The 17,366-nt window shown below is 39.4% G+C and carries 13 protein-coding genes, 1 tRNA gene and 2 pseudogenes; 10 read left to right on the top strand and 6 right to left on the bottom strand.

Annotation, left to right across the window (positions count from 1 at the left end; all coding sequences use genetic code 11):
- Nucleotides 1-3: 3 nt before the first annotated feature.
- A complete protein-coding gene (gene queA, locus AC4CUX_RS04380; protein WP_010327520.1) occupies nt 4-1,044 on the bottom strand; it encodes a tRNA preQ1(34) S-adenosylmethionine ribosyltransferase-isomerase QueA in 1,041 nt (346 codons plus the stop codon).
- A 184-nt stretch (nt 1,045-1,228) separates the two neighbouring features.
- Between queA and AC4CUX_RS04375 the strand changes: the two genes are divergently transcribed.
- Nucleotides 1,229-1,315: transfer RNA gene (locus AC4CUX_RS04375), tRNA-Leu, on the top strand.
- Nucleotides 1,316-1,674: 359 nt separating this feature from the next.
- Complete coding sequence (locus AC4CUX_RS04370; RefSeq protein ID WP_490792617.1) at nt 1,675-2,901, top strand: sensor histidine kinase; 1,227 nt, start codon at nt 1,675-1,677, stop codon at nt 2,899-2,901.
- A gap of 64 nt (nt 2,902-2,965) precedes the next feature.
- Here the strand turns inward: AC4CUX_RS04370 and AC4CUX_RS04365 are convergent, their stop codons facing one another.
- Nucleotides 2,966-3,994, bottom strand: a complete 1,029-nt coding sequence (locus AC4CUX_RS04365; RefSeq protein WP_081316814.1) for an IS701 family transposase — start codon at nt 3,992-3,994, stop codon at nt 2,966-2,968.
- A gap of 136 nt (nt 3,995-4,130) precedes the next feature.
- Here AC4CUX_RS04365 and glnE point away from each other — a divergent pair, with 136 nt between their 5' ends.
- From glnE to AC4CUX_RS04350, 3 genes are all read left to right on the top strand, one after another.
- Entirely contained in the window at nt 4,131-6,875 is a 2,745-nt protein-coding gene (gene glnE, locus AC4CUX_RS04360) for a bifunctional [glutamate--ammonia ligase]-adenylyl-L-tyrosine phosphorylase/[glutamate--ammonia-ligase] adenylyltransferase (RefSeq protein WP_010327518.1), read from the top strand.
- A gap of 33 nt (nt 6,876-6,908) precedes the next feature.
- Nucleotides 6,909-7,835 (top strand): branched-chain amino acid transaminase, encoded by a 927-nt coding sequence (locus AC4CUX_RS04355; protein WP_087528050.1) that lies wholly within the window; start codon nt 6,909-6,911, stop codon nt 7,833-7,835.
- A 209-nt stretch (nt 7,836-8,044) separates the two neighbouring features.
- On the top strand, nt 8,045-8,920 hold the full coding sequence (locus AC4CUX_RS04350; protein ID WP_178928291.1) for an ATP-grasp fold amidoligase family protein: 876 nt from the start codon (nt 8,045-8,047) through the stop codon (nt 8,918-8,920).
- A 480-nt stretch (nt 8,921-9,400) separates the two neighbouring features.
- Here the strand turns inward: AC4CUX_RS04350 and AC4CUX_RS04345 are convergent.
- Nucleotides 9,401-10,300 (bottom strand): annotated as a pseudogene (locus tag AC4CUX_RS04345) (NAD-dependent epimerase/dehydratase family protein); the annotation flags it as partial.
- An 88-nt stretch (nt 10,301-10,388) separates the two neighbouring features.
- On the opposite strand from AC4CUX_RS04345, the gene AC4CUX_RS04340 reads away from it, so the two are divergent.
- Nucleotides 10,389-11,521, top strand: a protein-coding gene (locus AC4CUX_RS04340) for an IS3 family transposase (protein WP_227555100.1) whose coding sequence is annotated in 2 segments (ribosomal slippage) — nt 10,389-10,641 and nt 10,641-11,521 — 1,134 coding nt in all. Because the reading frame shifts where the segments join, the coding sequence is not laid out codon by codon here.
- Between the two features lie 61 nt (nt 11,522-11,582).
- Here the strand turns inward: AC4CUX_RS04340 and AC4CUX_RS04335 are convergent.
- Together AC4CUX_RS04335 and AC4CUX_RS04330 are read right to left on the bottom strand one after the other, a co-directional pair.
- Nucleotides 11,583-11,708 (bottom strand): annotated as a pseudogene (locus AC4CUX_RS04335) (NAD-dependent epimerase/dehydratase family protein); the annotation flags it as partial.
- Nucleotides 11,705-12,874 (bottom strand): nucleotide sugar dehydrogenase, encoded by a 1,170-nt coding sequence (locus AC4CUX_RS04330; RefSeq protein WP_178928795.1) that lies wholly within the window; start codon nt 12,872-12,874, stop codon nt 11,705-11,707. The pseudogene AC4CUX_RS04335 and the gene AC4CUX_RS04330, both read right to left, overlap by 4 nt.
- Nucleotides 12,875-13,057: 183 nt before the next feature.
- Here AC4CUX_RS04330 and AC4CUX_RS04325 point away from each other — a divergent pair, with 183 nt between their 5' ends.
- The 4 genes from AC4CUX_RS04325 to AC4CUX_RS04310 are packed head-to-tail and all read left to right on the top strand — an operon-like array spanning nt 13,058 to nt 16,402.
- Nucleotides 13,058-13,831 carry a glycosyltransferase gene (locus AC4CUX_RS04325; RefSeq protein WP_178928794.1) on the top strand — a complete coding sequence of 258 codons (774 nt, stop codon included), beginning with the start codon at nt 13,058-13,060 and terminating at the stop codon, nt 13,829-13,831.
- Nucleotides 13,832-13,868: 37 nt separating this feature from the next.
- On the top strand, nt 13,869-14,840 hold the full coding sequence (locus tag AC4CUX_RS04320) for a stealth family protein (protein WP_178928793.1): 972 nt from the start codon (nt 13,869-13,871) through the stop codon (nt 14,838-14,840).
- A gap of 9 nt (nt 14,841-14,849) precedes the next feature.
- A complete protein-coding gene (locus tag AC4CUX_RS04315; RefSeq protein ID WP_178928798.1) occupies nt 14,850-15,614 on the top strand; it encodes a glycosyltransferase family 25 protein in 765 nt (254 codons plus the stop codon).
- An 11-nt stretch (nt 15,615-15,625) separates the two neighbouring features.
- Entirely contained in the window at nt 15,626-16,402 is a 777-nt protein-coding gene (locus AC4CUX_RS04310) for a glycosyltransferase family 25 protein (RefSeq protein WP_178928792.1), read from the top strand.
- 41 nt (nt 16,403-16,443) lie between these two features.
- Here the strand turns inward: AC4CUX_RS04310 and AC4CUX_RS04305 are convergent, their stop codons facing one another.
- Nucleotides 16,444-17,334 carry a glycosyltransferase family 2 protein gene (locus AC4CUX_RS04305; RefSeq protein ID WP_490792213.1) on the bottom strand — a complete coding sequence of 297 codons (891 nt, stop codon included), beginning with the start codon at nt 17,332-17,334 and terminating at the stop codon, nt 16,444-16,446.
- Between the last annotated feature and the right edge of the window lie 32 nt (nt 17,335-17,366).

Below are 17,366 nucleotides of genomic sequence, written 5' to 3'. Positions count from 1 at the left end.
TTCTTATTTGGGTTGAAGTTGGTCAACTAACATGGCATCGCCATAACTAAAGAAGCGGTACTGGTTTGCAACTGCATGTTGATAAGCCATCAAAATATTATCACGATTTGATAGCGCTGAAACCAACATCAAGAGAGTCGATTCAGGCAGATGGAAGTTGGTGATAAGACGATCCACCACTTTGAACTCATAACCTGGGTAGATAAAAATTTGGGTATCTCCAGTCCAAGCTTTGAGTTCACCATCATGTGCCTGCGCTGCACTTTCAACCGCACGTGTCGCTGTCGTTCCGACAGAAATGACTTTATTACCACGCGCTTTGGTTTGACGAATAAGCTCAACTGAATGCTCAGGAACATCACACCATTCACTGTGCATAATGTGATTGGCAATGTCATCGGTACGTACAGGCAGAAAGGTACCAGCACCCACGTGTAAAGTGACAAAGGTTTTCTGAATACCTTTGGCTTCAAGTTGATCCAACAGCTTTTGGTCGAAGTGTAAGCTTGCGGTAGGTGCAGCGACACTGGCTAACTTGGTTGGATCATTAAATACTGTTTGATAACGCTCGGTATCAATGGCTTCAGCTTCACGGTTGAAGTAGGGAGGGATCGGAAGTTGTCCGTATAATTCCAGCACCGTTAAAATTGGCTGGGAAAACTCCACAATAAATAAATTTTCATGACGACCTAGTATAGTGATTTTAACGGCATCTGGGCCAATAAAGAGCTCAGCGCCTGCTTTGGGTGTGTTACTAGCTTTGATGTGGCAGTGTGCAATAAATGCATCTTGCATGCGTTCTACCAGAACCTCGACAGCTCCACCGCTGGCACGTTTGCCTTTGAGGCGTGCTTTCATCACTTTGGTGTCATTTAAGACCAGTAAATCACCTGCATTGAGCAAATCTAAAATGTCGGTGAATTGAAAGTCATGATGCTGACCTTGAGCATCGAGGTGTAACAGTCGAGAAGCACTACGCGTGTCTAAAGGGTAACGGGCAATGAGTTCATCAGGGAGGTCGAAATTAAAATCAGAAAGTTGCATGATCGGAAAGCAGCGTCAAAATAAGGGAGGTCAAAATTGCGCTTAGTATATGCGTTTTTGCAGAAAAACGCTGAAATTGCACAAATATAAAGCTAAAAAATCAAATATGACTTAAAAATAGCCAATCACTATCAACTTGCGTTGACAAGTTTTTCAAAAAGTTTAATATACGCATCAACACCTTCCCGAGGTGGTGAAATTGGTAGACGCGGCGGACTCAAAATCCGCTGTCAGAGATGACGTGTCGGTTCGAGTCCGACCCTCGGGACCAAGATATTAAAAAACCCAAGCATATTCAGTCTTGGGTTTTTTATTGCCTGAAATTTAAGATTTGAATCAAATCGCCATAAAACATTACAGATGACTTAAAGCAATTGAATGTTTGTTGCGGGTTTGCTTAATTATGTCCTCATATGATGGACTCACAATTTTGTTTTAATCCTTCTGATAAATAACGAGTTTTCTAAAAAGAGAAAGTAGTCACAATATAAAATTCTGAAATAATTAATTTTTTTTTTAAATGCCACGCTTGTATTGTTGTATTTTTATATTGTTTTAATGTTGAAAATTTGCTAATAAATACAAGTAAATAATAGGTTTGTGCCGAAAATCACAAAAGATGAGGCAGAAATGGGTATTCAATTGCTAGATATCGGGTCTGATACAGAACAGTTAAGTGCTTGTCACTTATCTTTATTGTTGGGCGTGAACAGTAATGACAATAAAATTAAGAGCTTTCTCAAATTTGCGCGAAAAATTTTAGGTGCAGATGCCGCAATTTTAACGTTTAGCAATGAACCTTATAGTTGGTATGCGGGCAAACACGCATTCAATGCTTTTCAGTTACCCGCTGCAGCCAATTTTGCTACTCATTTTGAAGGGGAGATTGCGATTGATAGCCTGCATTCCCATTATCATCATCTTTCTCAGCAGGTGAGTGCTTTAGGGTTTAAACATCAGCGGATCATCGCATTGGATTTAAAGGTATCGGATAAATCTGTAGGGCAAGTGATTTTCTTTGATGAACAGTTGGACGCTTTTACGCAAGATGCTGTAGAAAATGTCTATGAACTGGCCTCTGGGTTTCTTAATCTGCTGCATTTACGCATGGAAAATGCGGAGCTCAAAGAGTTATATGAACAACAGGTGGCTATGAATGTCAGTAAAACCAAATTTTTCCAAATTATTGCACATGACTTAAGGGCGCCTTTTCATGGCTTAATTGGTTTCTCAGAAGTGTTGGCTGAAGAGCGCGAAAGTTTGGATGAGTCTGGTGTGCAAAGCATTGCAGATTATTTGCATGATACCGCGCAATCGACTTATAGCTTGTTAGAGAGCCTACTGAATTGGGCGATGGCAGAGGGCGGACGTTTTGTTTATCACCCCATCCATTACAAATTTAAGCAGTCCTCTCAAATTGTTTTTGATGTGTTGCATGCGTTGGCTATCAATAAAAATATTCAACTGATTGACCGTGTCCCCGATGATTTAAAAATTTTTGCAGATATCAATATGGTGACTTCAGTGATCCAAAACTTGGTCTCAAATGCACTGAAATTTACCCATATGCATGGCGAAGGTGTTGTGACGATTGATGCCAAACAGCGTGATGATTTTATCGATATCTACATTCAAGATACAGGTTTAGGTATGACCTTAGGGCAAATTGAATCTTTGTTTGAACCGAAACTAACCGTTAGTTTTAAGGGGACAGCTGGGGAGAAAGGTACGGGGCTAGGTCTGGTGTTGTGTAAGCGTTTTGTTGATTTGAATAAAGGTGAAATTTCAGTCACATCGAAAGAAGGTGTAGGTTCAACTTTTATCGTCAGCCTGCCCCGTTCGAACAGCGCACATTAAGCATTGTCACTCGAGACATCCCAGCAAGAATTTAGTGAATAATCATACTAGGACTTACGCAGTATTATTTATAGATTCTCTGTGGTAGCAGATGATTTTTATCGAGAATAAAGTCATCAATGAAGTCTTTGATGATTGGTCTAAATAATTTCTTCTGCCAACGATATACATTTTCAAAGATCCGCTCAAACTGGTTCTTTTGTATCTCGACGTAGGCCATCAAGGCTGAAAAAATATGATTCAAAATCAGTTTAGATCGTCTTACTTGAAACTTTTCAATATGACAAACCTGTTTAATCACTCGGTGATATTGTTCTATTTTCCAATGACTTGAATGTAATTCATGAAAACCCTCAAAGGACAATAAATCATCTTCATCTTGATGCACAATATAAAACCTCTGCTGTTCTTTTAACTGAGTCTTAAATAATTGTACAAAGCCAAAATCTTTGAGCCAGACCACTTGACCCTGATGGAAATTCGGCAATAAACGCAGTTGAAACCATTGTCCTTTTTCTGGGGAAACCTTACGGTTACAGTCGATACCAAACATAAATCGAATACCATGTTTTCTTATGGTTTTTAGATTTGCAATCGATGAATACCAACTATCACCTGTAATGAATTGAATCTTTGCACCCCAACTGAGTACTTCACTTAACATATCCATAAAGTAATCATTCTTGGTTTTACTTTCAGATTTGTCATAAATTCGGAAATTAATTGGAATATTTTGACCATTTTGATCTGTCGCATACAAGGTAATGAGATTAATACCCTTGACGGATCGGTGGTGTTTGCCTGACCAAAAATAGCTAACTAAGTCCATATGCTGACTATACGGTTTATCTAAAACAGTATCATCAATACTGACTATAAGTTTATTATTATCAATATGTTGAATTGCTTCCTGATATAGGTCGTGAGGTGTGTAGTCTTCACGCTCTAGAAAGCGATTTACACTATCATGCGAGATATTATAAGTCTCGGCAAGTTGTGTGCAGCTAATAGAGTTCGGTTCTGTCATGAGAAAGCCCATATAAATGGGTAGAGTACAAGTTGCTGTAGAAGCATGTTTAATTCGTCTGATCACAGATACTTTATAAAGTATTTTAATACTTTTTTGAATCCGTCAATGCGTAAGTCCTACATACTTTTCTTATAAAATAATTCACCTAATCTCATGATCTGCTGTTATAAATAACCAAAACAATGCGAAAGAGTCGATCATGAATGCTGAGCAATTGCAAAAGACATTGCGCGCAAGTCAATATGCGGAACAAGTCCTATCTATACATCAGGTTTATCTTGAACAAGATTATGCAATTGATCAATTTTCTCAGCCATTGACCACCGAACAAATTTTCGATGTCGTTCAAAACACCTTAAAAGACATCAGTGATGAAATCACGTGGATGCGCACCATCCGAATTTTACGTGCGCGTTTAATGTTTCGCTGGATTTGGCAGGATGCCAATCAATTGATCGATGTGATGACGCTAACGCGTGAGTTATCTGATTTTGCCGATGCAGCCATTTGTGTGGCAAAAGCGTTTGCCTTAGCACCATTGGTGGCTAAACATGGTCAGCCTGTGGGTTATAACCATAAAATTCAAGATTTAATTGTGGTCGCGATGGGGAAGCTCGGTGCACAAGAGCTGAATCTGTCCAGTGATATTGACTTGATTTTTGCTTTTGATGAACAAGGTGAAACTGATGGTCGTAAATGCATAGATGTACAACAGTTTTGCATTTTGTGGGGTCAGAAACTCATTTACTTGTTGGACCATATCACGGCTGATGGTTTTGTCTTCCGTGTGGATATGCGCTTACGTCCTTGGGGTGATGGTTCTGCACTGGCGATTAGTCATGCGGCGCTGGAGAAGTATTTAAGCCAGCATGGTCGCGAGTGGGAGCGCTATGCGTGGATCAAGGCGCGGATTGTAACAGGGGGCAAAGAGGGGGATGAGTTGTTGGACATGACTCGTCCTTTCGTGTTCCGTAAGTATGTCGATTACACCGCTTTTGAAGCCATGCGCGAAATGAAAGCCATGATTGAGCGTGAAGTATTACGCCGCAATATCGAAGATGATATTAAGCTGGGTGCGGGCGGTATTCGTGAAGTCGAATTTATTGTGCAGGTTTTTCAGCTAATTTATGGTGGGGCAAAATTAGAATTACAAGACCGTCAATGTTTAGTGAGCTTACATCATTTGGGCGAAGTGGGTTTGCTGGATGGGCAAGCGGTCAGTGAGCTGGAAGATGCCTACTTATTTCTGCGCCGTGTAGAGCATGCCATTCAAGCTCTGAATGATCAACAAACCCAGTCTTTGCCAACGGAACCAGAACTTAGACAAAGGATGATTGACACCTTGGGTTTTGTAAGCTGGGATGCATTTATTGAACATTTAAATCAAAAGCGCGCCAAAGTCATTTACCAGTTTGAGCATTTAATTAAAGAAAAAGAGCATGACCCTTTCGTAGAAAGTTTTAGTCAGTTAGAAGCGCGGTTAAATGAAGTCTTAGATGCGAATGCAAAAAATCTCATCCATGAATTTTGGAATGGTCATGCGCTAAAAAAGCTGCCTGCAAAAGCGGTGCAGCGTTTAAAAATGTTTTGGCCGCATTTGATTGAAGCGATTTTACAGTCAGATAAGCCGCAAGCCGCGCTGCTTCGCCTCATGCCTTTGGTTGAGTCGGTGATGCGACGCACCGTATATTTGGTCATGTTGATTGAGAGTAAAGGGGCTTTACAGCGCTTAGTGAAAATGGCAACCGTAAGTCCATGGATTTGTGAAGAATTGACCCATTATCCAGTGCTCTTGGATGAATTTTTGTCCATGGACTTTGAGCTGCCGCGCCGTCAAGATTTGGAAGATTCACTGCGTCAACAGTTGCTTCGCATTGAGCTTGATGACGTTGAGGATTTGATGCGTGTGCTGCGCCTATTTAAAAAATCCAATGTTTTGGCAGTTGCGGCTAGTGATGTCTTGGCTGAAAGTCCATTGATGAAAGTATCCGATGCTTTGACCGATATTGCAGAAGTTTCGGTCAGTACGACTTTAAATTTAGCCTATCAAATGACGGCAAAGAAACATGGTTATCCGCTCGATGTAGAAGGGCAGCGTTGTTCGATTGATCATTTGGCATTTGCTGTGGTGGGCTATGGCAAGGTTGGTGGGATTGAGCTGGGTTATGGCTCGGACTTAGATCTGGTCTTTATTCATTATATGGATGAGCAAGCCGATACCGATGGGCTGAAGTCGATCAGTGGATTCGAGTTTGCAATGCGTGTTGCGCAGAAATTTATGTCATTGATGACCACGCAGACCCTCGATGGTCGGGTTTATGAAATCGATACGCGTTTACGCCCATCGGGTGAAGCGGGGGTCTTGGTCACCAGTTTAAAAGCCTTTGAGCAATATCAGTTGAAAAATGCATGGGTCTGGGAGCATCAAGCATTGGTACGTGCTCGCTCGATTGCAGGTGAGCCAAGTTTGCGTGATAAATTTGAAGCATTGCGCTGTCGGATTTTGACGCAGCCACGAGATGAGGAAAATGTACGCGCAGAAGTGCTGAAGATGCGTCAAAAAATGAAAGACCATTTGGGTTCTTCTAAAGAACAACAAAAAGATGGAATTTTTCATTTAAAACAAGACGCAGGTGGTATCGTCGATATCGAATTTATGGCACAGTATGCTGTGTTGGCATGGAGCGGATCTCATCCAGATCTTGCCCATTATTCCGACAATGTACGAATCCTTGAAGACGCCGCAAAAGCCAGTTGCTTATCCAGTGACGATGCGACTGCATTGATTCAAGCTTATCTCAGTGAACGAGCCGAGAGCCACCGTTTAGCCCTTGCGAATCAATCCATGCAAGTAAATGCTGCGGACTGGCGCGATACCCGAGTGATCGTTTGCAAATTATGGCAAAGATTAATTGATCCAAGCTCAATCGTGAGCATTGGGTAACATGACTGTGTATATAAATTTGGAGTGTGTGTCATGAATTTGGCTGATCGTGATGGTTTTATTTGGCAAGATGGACAATTGGTTGACTGGCGTGAGGCAAAAACTCACGTATTAACACATACCTTGCACTACAGCATGGGTGTGTTTGAAGGTGTCCGTGCCTATGAAACACCGAATGGCACGGCTATTTTCCGTCTAAAAGAACACACTAAGCGTTTATTGAACTCTGCAAAAATTTATCAAATGAAAGTCCCATTTGATCAAGCAACACTAGAGCAAGCTCAAATTGATGTGGTTCGTGAAAATAAATTAGCGTCTTGCTACTTGCGTCCAATTATCTTTATTGGCTCGGAAAAATTAGGTATTGCTGCAACAGACAATACGATTCATGCAGTAGTAGCGGCATGGAGCTGGGGTGCATACCTCGGTGATGAAGCAATGGCGAAAGGTATTCGTGTGAAAACCTCATCATTTACCCATCACCATCCAAACGTGACGATGTGTAAAGCGAAAGCGTCAGGTAACTATACCTTGTCGATTTTGGCTCACCAAGAAGTAGCGCACTCAGGTTATGACGAAGCAATGTTGCTCGACCCTCAAGGTTATGTATGCCAAGGTTCTGGCGAAAACGTATTCTTGGTAAAAGATGGTGTTTTACATACGCCAGATATCGCGGGCGGTGCACTTGATGGCATTACGCGCCAGACCATTATTACGATTGCAAAAGACTTGGGCTATGACGTAGTTGAGCGTCGTATTACACGTGATGAATTCTACATTGCGGATGAAGCATTCTTTACAGGTACTGCTGCTGAAGTGACGCCTATTCGTGAATATGATGACCGTGAAATTGGTTCGGGTACACGTGGTCCAATCACTGAACAAATTCAAACCACATTCTTTAATGCAGTACAGGGTAAAGACCCGAAATATGCACACTGGCTAACTTATGTAAAATAAGTGGTTCGATGAAAAAAAAGGGCTCTTTGGAGCCCTTTTTTGTTTTCATTATTTAAAAAGATATATGGATTATATTTTATAGCATTTAATTGTTTATAAAGGATAGAATATTTTGAACTTTTAGTAAAAATAATATTCTTAAAGCATACATAATATAATTTAATTTGTTATTATTTGGTAAAAATGAGATGTATTTAAAATTCTTACCCATGATTAACAGTCTTATATATAAAGCAAAAGTATTTAGAACATTGTTTGTTTCTGATGAGAGATATTTAAAAAAGAGGTTTATTAATAAATTAGGGTATATGCCAAATTTTAATCAACCTGAAAGTTTTAATGAGAAAGTTACTGCACGAATGATTTTTGAAAGGAGTGCATTACATACCAAATTAGCTGATAAATCGGCAGTAAGAGAGTTGATTATAGATCGGATTGGAGAAAAACATCTGGTCCCACTTATAGGCACATATTGTGACTTTAAGAATATTGATTTTGATCAATTTCCAAGCCAGTTTGTTTTGAAATGTACCCACGACAGTGGAAGCGCTATTGTTTGTCGCGATAAAGGTACATTTGATGTTAATAGAGCGGAAAGTAAACTAAATAACAGTTTAAAAATGAATATGTACTACCGCAAGCGAGAGTGGCACTATAAAAATATTTCGCCGCTCATTTTGGCAGAGCATTATGTTGATTTATACCGTGATGCTAACACGCATGCCACCATTACAACATGTCGTGTTCATTGTTTTGAAGGGCAGCCTAAGTATGTTGAAGTTGATGTCCAAGGGCGTGATGGTACAGAATATTCAAATATTTATGATACCTCGTGGGTGTTACAGCCTTTCACCGTCGATTGTAAAGAGAATACACCAGAAGCGGTAGTAGAACCGTGCAAGATGCATAAAATGGTTGAGCTGTCTGAGCAGTTGTGTTTGGAATATGGTTATAGCCGAATTGACTTCCTGTTGTCACAAGATGAAGTGCTGTTTAGTGAAATTACATTGACCCCAAATGCTGGACGTATGGTTATTTCTCCTGTTGAGTGGGATGTAAAACTTGGAGAATTGTGGCGCTCTTAATCATATATTGATAAATATATGAAAAAAGTAGAATAAATAAATTATTTTTATAAGTGTAGAGTCATCATAGGATTATTTATGATGGCTCGGGTTGTTTTTGATTTAGTATTTCCCTTGAGTAATTTAAGCCAATGTTTTGTATGGGCTTAATAGTTTTTTGATATGTAATTTTTTAATAAAAGCCATTTCATAAACCTCATCGAGTATATATAAAAGTTATCCTATTGCTAAGATGTTACTATTTAAAAATAAGCTTCGTTTATTTAGTTGAAAATATTCAACCGAAGGATAGGTTTTTTCTACCTCAAAGAATTTGTATAGGTATAGGAGACAGTTTTGTGTTGGATGACGGTTTAGTAAGAAAAATTTTATGGTGTAACGATCTACAATTTAATTTAAATACATCTGTATTTAAAAACCCTAATTACACAGTAATTAGGGTTTTAATTTAGATTAGTTTAATTAGCGAGTGGCTTTTATTTAAATCTGATAAAAGTCACGATACCAATCTACAAATTGTTTCACACCATCTTCAACTGAAACAGAGGGTTTATACCCTACACTTTTTTCTAAAGCGCTGCTATCAGCGAAGGTATCAGGTACATCGCCTGCTTGAAGTGGGAGTAATTCTAAAATGGCTTCTTGGCCAACGGCTTTTTCAATTGCTTGAATATATTCGATGAGTCTCACAGGATTGTTATTGCCGATGTTGAATATACGGAAAGGCGCATTGCTGGTCGCTGGATCTGGGTGATTGCTGTCCCAATTTGGGTTGGCTTTAGCAATTTGATCACTTGAGCGAATCACGCCTTCAGCAATGTCTTCAATAAAGGTGAAATCGCGGGTGTGGTTCCCATGGTTAAATACAGGAATTGATTGACCCGCAATGATGTTTTTGGTGAACTTAAACAGCGCCATATCGGGACGTCCCCAAGGTCCATAGACCGTAAAGAAACGTAAGCCTGTGGTTGGCAATTGAAATAGGTGACTATAGCTATGCGCCATCAATTCATTTGCACGTTTTGTTGCTGCATAAAACTGAATAGGATGGTCTACGCCATGCTGTTCACTAAAAGGCATGGTGGTATTTGCACCATATACACTGCTGGTGCTGGCATAAGTCAGATGTGGTGTTTTCGCATAGCGGCAAGCTTCAATAATATTGGTAAAGCCAATAATATTGCTTTCTACATAACTCATTGGATTTTCAAGTGAGTAGCGCACGCCTGCTTGTGCAGCCAAGTGAATCACACGGTCAAACTGGTGTTGTTGAAAGCATTGATCAACTGCTGTTTTATCGGCAAGATTGGCTTGAATGAAGTCAAATTGGCCAGCACTTTGCTGAGCGGTTTGATGTAATAAGTCGATACGTGCTTGCTTAGAGGTGGATCAGGAAATTTGAACAACACTTATAAGTGATATTTTGCTCCCCAAATGATGTTATAAACATCAATATATGGAGTATTTTATGGCACGTAGACCAAGAAGAAATCATTCAAATGATTTTAAAGCTAAGGTAGCACTTGCTGCGATTAAAGCAGAAAAAACACTTGCTGAATTGAGTGCTGAATTTGATGTTCATCAAAACCAAATTATCGACTGGAAAAATCAACTGATTTCAGCTTCCTCGCAAGCTTTCGATCAATCAAAAGCTCCAACAGAACCACCCATCGATCTAAAAAAACTACATGCAAAAATCGGTGAGCAGGCATTAGAAATTGATTTTTTAGAAGGTGTGTTGAAGAAACTGGGCCGCTTCAACCACAAAAGTTAATCGATGACTCACTTCAGATTTCAGTATCTAAGCAAGCTCAGCTGCTGAAAGTCTCCCGTGGTTGTTATTACTATCGCCCAAAACCTGTGAGTGCATCAGATCTGAAGCTGATGCGCTGTATTGATGAATTACATATGCAATACCCTTTTGCAGGTAGCCGTATGATGCGTGATTTGTTGAATCGTCAAGGACATCATATAGGACGACGTCATACACGTACTTTAATGAAGAAAATGGGCATTAATGCGTTATATTGCAAACCAAATTTAAGCCAGGCTAATCAAGCTCACCGCAAATATCCATATCTGCTCAAAGGATTGGCTATTCAGCGCAGTAATCAAGTGTGGTCTACGGATATAACGTATATCCCTATGGCAAAAGGCTTTGTTTATTTATGTGCTGTGATTGATTGGCATAGCCGCAAGGTACTTGCGCATAGAGTATCGATTAGTATGGAGGTTACATTTTGCATAGAAACATTAAATGAAGCTATTGAAAAATATGGTCGACCTGAAATATTTAATACAGACCAAGGCAGTCAGTTTACCAGTGATGCATTTATTGATGTATTGAAATCAAATGACATCCAAATCAGCATGGATGGTAAAGGTCGATGGGTTGATAATGTGATGGTTGAACGATTATGGCGGAGCGTTAAATATGAAGAGGTGTATCTCAAAGCCTACAGCAATGTTTTGGATGCGAAGAAGCAATTAAACGCATATTTTGAATTTTATAATTTGAAACGACCTCATTCGAGTCTGGACAAAATGACTCCAGATGAGTTTTACTATGACCAGCTACCACAACAAAATAAGGTAGCTTAACTAGAGCAGAGTATCACTTATAAATAAGCTTTTAGTTGTTCAAACATGTGGGACCACCTCTCTTTAAAGCAGGATCATAATAATCATTCATATTGTCAAAACCGACAACATTATCACCACGTTCAAGTAGTTTTTTAGAGACATGAAAGCCGATAAAGCCTGCTGCGCCTGTTACTAAAACGTTCATTCATCGCCTCCAAAAATATCCCGGGTATAGATTTTATCCTCAACATCACTTAAATCTTGCGACTTGCGATTGGCGATGATGACATCACTTTGTTGTTTAAATTGTTCTAAATCATTAATCACTTTGGATTTGAAAAATTCATCTTCATTTAAGGTTGGTTCATAAACAATCACATCAATGCCTTTTGCTTTGATGCGTTTCATGACACCTTGAATCGCGGAGGCACGGAAGTTATCGGAGCCGCTTTTCATTACTAAACGATAAATACCGACAGTATTGGGATTTTTTGCAATGATAGAGTCTGCAATAAAGTCTTTACGGGTACTGTTAGAATCTACAATAGCCTGAATCAGGTTACTTGGCACTTGATTGTAGTTGGCAAGAAGTTGTTTTGTATCCTTTGGTAGACAATAGCCACCATAGCCAAACGATGGGTTGTTATAATGATTGCCAATGCGTTGATCTAAACATACGCCTTCAATAATTTGACGAGTGTCTAGACCGAAAGACTGGGCATAAGTATCGAGTTCATTAAAGTAAGCGACACGCATCGCGAGATAGGTGTTGGCAAATAACTTGATCGCTTCGGCTTCAGTTGAGTCAGTAAACAATACAGGACTGTCTTTTTTGATTGCACCTTCGATCAGCATATCTGCAAACAATTGAGCACGTTCTGACTTTTCACCAACAATAATCCGAGAGGGATAAAGGTTGTCATGCAGAGCCTTGCCTTCACGTAAGAACTCTGGGGAGAAGATCACATTGGCAGTGTTGTACTGGCTTTTGACTTTTTGCGTAAAGCCCACTGGCACGGTTGATTTGATAATCATCGTTGCCTGAGGATTAATCTCGACGACATCTCGAATAACACTTTCCACACTCTGCGTGTTGAAATAATTAGTTTGCACATCATAGTCGGTGGGTGTTGCAATGATGACAAAATCAGCGCCTCGATAGGCTTCATATTTGTCAGTTGTGGCACGAAAATTGAGCGGTTTTTCGCTTAAAAATGTTGATATATCTGTATCTTGAATCGGGGAGATTTTTTGATTCAACATGTCAACTTTCGTGTCGATGATGTCTAGTGCAATCACTTCATGGTGTTGTGAGAAGATCATGGCATTAGAAAGGCCGACGTAACCTGTGCCTGCAACTGCTATTTTCATATCAACCTGATTATATATTCTTCATATGAGGGCTTATGTGAATCCTGTAAAGGATTTATCTAAGCGATTTCGTATCATAGCACAAACTATTTTTGAGTATTATGAGGGCTTTGAAAAAGCCATACACTAACTTATTGCAAGAAATGTTATGATACAACGCAGAATGCTGGTGGATGATAGAACATGCAGGAAAACGTAAACGACTCGTTGTCAAAACAGGCTGAAACACAAACAGAACAAAACATTGTGTTATGCATGAAATGGGGCACCAAATATGGGGCCGAGTACGTCAATCGTTTATATAACATGGTGAAGCGTCACACCACGGTTGATTTTAAAATGGTTTGTCTAACAGATCGTACGGAAGGAATTGACCCTGCAATCGAATGTTTCCCCATTCCACCTTTAGCTCTTCCAGAGGGAAGTCCTGAACGAGGTTGGAATAAATTGTCTACATTCGAGCCAGACTTGTACGGTTTACAAGGTAATGCGCTCTTTTTAGATTTGGATGTGGTGATTGTTGACAATATTGACAGTTTTTTTACCCATCCTGGGGACTTCCTAATTATTCATGATTGGAAACGTCCTTGGCGGATTACAGGCAACAGCTCGGTTTACCGTTTTAAACTGGGCGCTTTCCCTGGGCTGATGCCTTATTTTCGGGAGCATTTTGATGAAATTCGTCAAAAATTCCGCAATGAGCAAGCTTATTTGTCTTGGTATGTCGATCAAGAGAAAAAACTTTCTTACTGGCCTGATAGTTGGTGTAAGAGCTACAAATATCACTGTTTGCAAAAAATTCCGTTGGCATACTTTAAACCGCCTGTAAAACCTGAAGGGGTTAAGGTCATTATTTTCCATGGTGAAATCAATCCACCTGATGCGATTAATGGTGGTGGTGGGAAATGGTATCGTTATGTATTGCCATCACAGTGGATTAAGGATGCGTGGCAATAAATGCCTATTAGACTCAGATTTTGAAGTGATCAAGTGAATGCAAAATATTGATATCGTGATTGCCTGGGTAGATGGCAATGATCTTGAATTAAAAAAGAAACGTCATAAATATCTGACTGGTGAAGATGCATCTGACGCAGTCAGTGCGACGCGCTTTGCCAGTAATAACGAAATTTATTATAACATCGCTTCCATTTTGAAATATGTACCGTTCTGTCGACATATCTATGTGGTGGCAGATAGTCAGCGTCCTGAGTTTATCGATGAATTTGCAGCGCAAGGTTTGTGCGCTGCCGATAAAATTCGTGTGGTTGATCACCGAGAAATTTTTAGAGGTTTTGAAGAGCATTTACCGACCTTCAATACCCGTTCCATTGAAAGTATGCTTTGGAATATTGAAGGCTTATCAGATTATTTTATTTATCTGAATGATGATTTCTTTTTTAATGCGCCTGCACAACTCGAAGACTTTTTAAAAGCGGAAAACTTGGTGATCTATGGGCATTGGCAGAATAGTTTTGCACTCAAGGCAAAGCTCAAATATCGTCAGCTGATGAGTCGCCAATTTGGAAAGTCAATTCAGCCGAAACATATGATTGCGCAGATGCTTGGTGCGGATGTTTTGGGATTCAATAAATTTTTTGAAATCCATCATTATCCACATATTGTAGATCGTCATGCATTAAAAGATTATTTGCTTGAGCATCCACAGCTTTTAGAAACACAGATCAAGTTTAAATTTCGTAGTGTAGAGCAGTTGAATCCAATTTCATTAATGAACCACATTAAGATTCAAAAACAGCAGGCGGAGTTGAAACCAGACCTAGAATTGGCCTATCTTAAAAATCAGGACAGTTTGAATAGTTTTATACAAGCGCTACATAATCCTGAGATTAAGTATGGCTGCATACAGAGTTTAGATCAGCTCGATAGTGATGCTGCGAATAAAATCAGTACTGCTATGCAGGAAAAATTAGCAGGCTATTTGCCCCATTCAGTTTTAGTTTAAAGGTTCATGATGAAAGTTGTTACTTATTTGATTAATTTGGACGGCAGTCAGGAACGACTTGAAAGAGCAACTCAGCAGCTGAATCAAGTCAACTGGCCTTTTGAACGTTTTTCTGCAGTCGATGGACGTGGTAAAGAGTTAACTGAATTTGCAAACTACGATGACCAAGGGGCGAACGACGTACTTGGCCGTAAACTGATGAATTCGGAGTTGGGCTGCTATTTAAGTCATTATGGCTGTGCACAAAAATTTTTAAGTACAGATGCTGATTATTTGGTGGTGCTTGAAGACGATATGAAGATTGATCAAGACTTTAAAAACAAGCTTGATGGTGTGATTGAGTATCTCGATCAGCATAAAGAGCTGGATTGGTATTTGATTAACATTGCAACCAAAAAGAAAAAGCTAGCTAAAGATATTACGAATGTTGAGGGTATGAGCTTATGGCATGCTTTTTATTTTCCTATTCGTGGTTTAGGTTTAGTGTGGTCACGTCAAGGTGCAGAAGCATTTATGCAAGCTGGGAGAAAAATGACCATGCCTGTCGATATTTTCTTTCAAACATGGCTCAGTAAAAATGGGAAGGGTTTAGGCGTGTGGCCTGCTTTAGTGAAACCTGCTGGCTTGGATAGTGATATCTTGGGCACTGTGGCAGCACAAGGTATTTCCCGTAAAGAAAAAGAAGGGCGTAGTCTTTCTCACGGCATCAAAAAACAAAAGCGGATGTGGCGTGATAAGTTTTATGCTGTGAAGCATTTGGTTGCATCGAAATAAGTAGTATCGATATGAAAAATATAGTCATTAGCTTAAAAACAGCCACAGCGCGTCGTGAGCACATCGTACAAGAGTTCGGCAAACAGAATGTGGGGTTTGAGTTTTTCGATGCGCTGACGCCTGATTTAGCACGTCCTTTAGCAGAAAAAATGCAGCTCAATATTCAGGATGAGTTTTTAAGTCCTGGTGAGTTGGCTTGTTTTATGAGTCATGTCTTGATTTGGCAAAAAATGGTAGATGAGCATATTCCTCATTTGGCTATTTTTGAAGATGATGTGTATTTGGGACAGGATGCTGACTATTTTCTCAGTAGCGACACTTGGATTCAGTCCAATTGGCAGATCATTAAACTTGAAGCATTTGCAAAAAAAATTCTACACGAACGCCAAGGCTTAGATTTAGGAAAACAGCGTCGTTTGTTTAAGCTAAAGGGAAGACATGTTGGGGCAGCAGGCTATATTCTCAGCTTAAATGCCGCACAATATTTGATGGCATTATTAAGAAAGGCTGAAATTAAAGAGCCGCTGGATCATCTGTTATTTGATCCGCAATATCATACGCAGGATATGAGTCTGTATCAGATGAAACCTGCTTTATGTATCCAGAGCTATTTATATGACCAAGCTCAAGAGCAGCAGTTTGGTAGTATACTGGAAAATGAGCGTGTGGAGCGTCGTCTAACTGAAAGTAAAGCACGTACTTTTGGTGAGAAATTAGCACGTGAATGGAAGCGATTAAATCAGCAATTACAGACTTCACGCTACAAGAAAACGATTGAGTTTAAATAATTTTAACCGCAGTCATGTACTGCGGCTAAATCATTTTATACTTATTTATAATACAACCAATTAACTGATTCAGCTTTGGTTTTTTGAATGCAATCTTTCATTGCATTCCATTTGTCCTTTCGTGACTGGTATTTTTTGATGTTGCTCAGCGCAATTACGCCATAGAGTCGTGCTTTGACCGTAGCTTTTTTTTCTAACTGATTCAAAATTTCATTAAATAAATCAGTCGGGTAGTGTTTATATGCGAACAGAATTTTAGATTTAAACCAGCGATGATAAAACGCATAATCTTTAAGTGGTTCACTTGAACCGCCTTTATGATAAATTTCTAATTCATTGATTTTGATTAAAGGATAATTTAGTTTTTTTACACGTAGACACAGGTCTTCATCTTCACAATACATAAAAAAGTCAGGATCAAAACCCGAGACCTGATCAAAGATGGACTTTGATATCAATACAGCTGCACCACAGAACCAAGTGGTTTGATTTTCATAACCCAAGTTTTGTTCAAACTCGTATCTTTTATATTCAGATGTATCTTTTTTATCATCATTGATTTGTCGAGTGGTGATGATGCCATAATTTTCATGTTGTTTTGAGTGTTCAAGCAATTGCTCTAAATAGCTTGTGCTTAACATTCTAAGGTCAGGATTCCCTATGAGTAGCTCTTTACCTTCGGCATGTGCGGCTGCGAGGTTCATTGCACGGCCAAAGCCAATATTGCGCTCAGAACCAATAATCTTAATATTGAGTCCCTGTAGTGTTGCATTTTTTCCAATCACTTCATTTAGTTGTGTATTTTGAACATTGTTTACAATAACGATTTCAAAGGCCTGACTATTAATAGATTGTTCTTTTAAATCAACCAGTAGGCTTTCTATGAAGGTCTCAGTATTATAATTAACAATAAGAATGGATAGTTGGATCATGATTAATCTATTTGAGAGGGAAGCAGTCATCG

The sequence above is a fragment of the Acinetobacter sp. 231_lipA genome (assembly GCF_058243005.1).
Note: the sequence above shows the minus strand (reverse complement) of the source record. Positions and strands in the feature narration are given on the sequence as shown.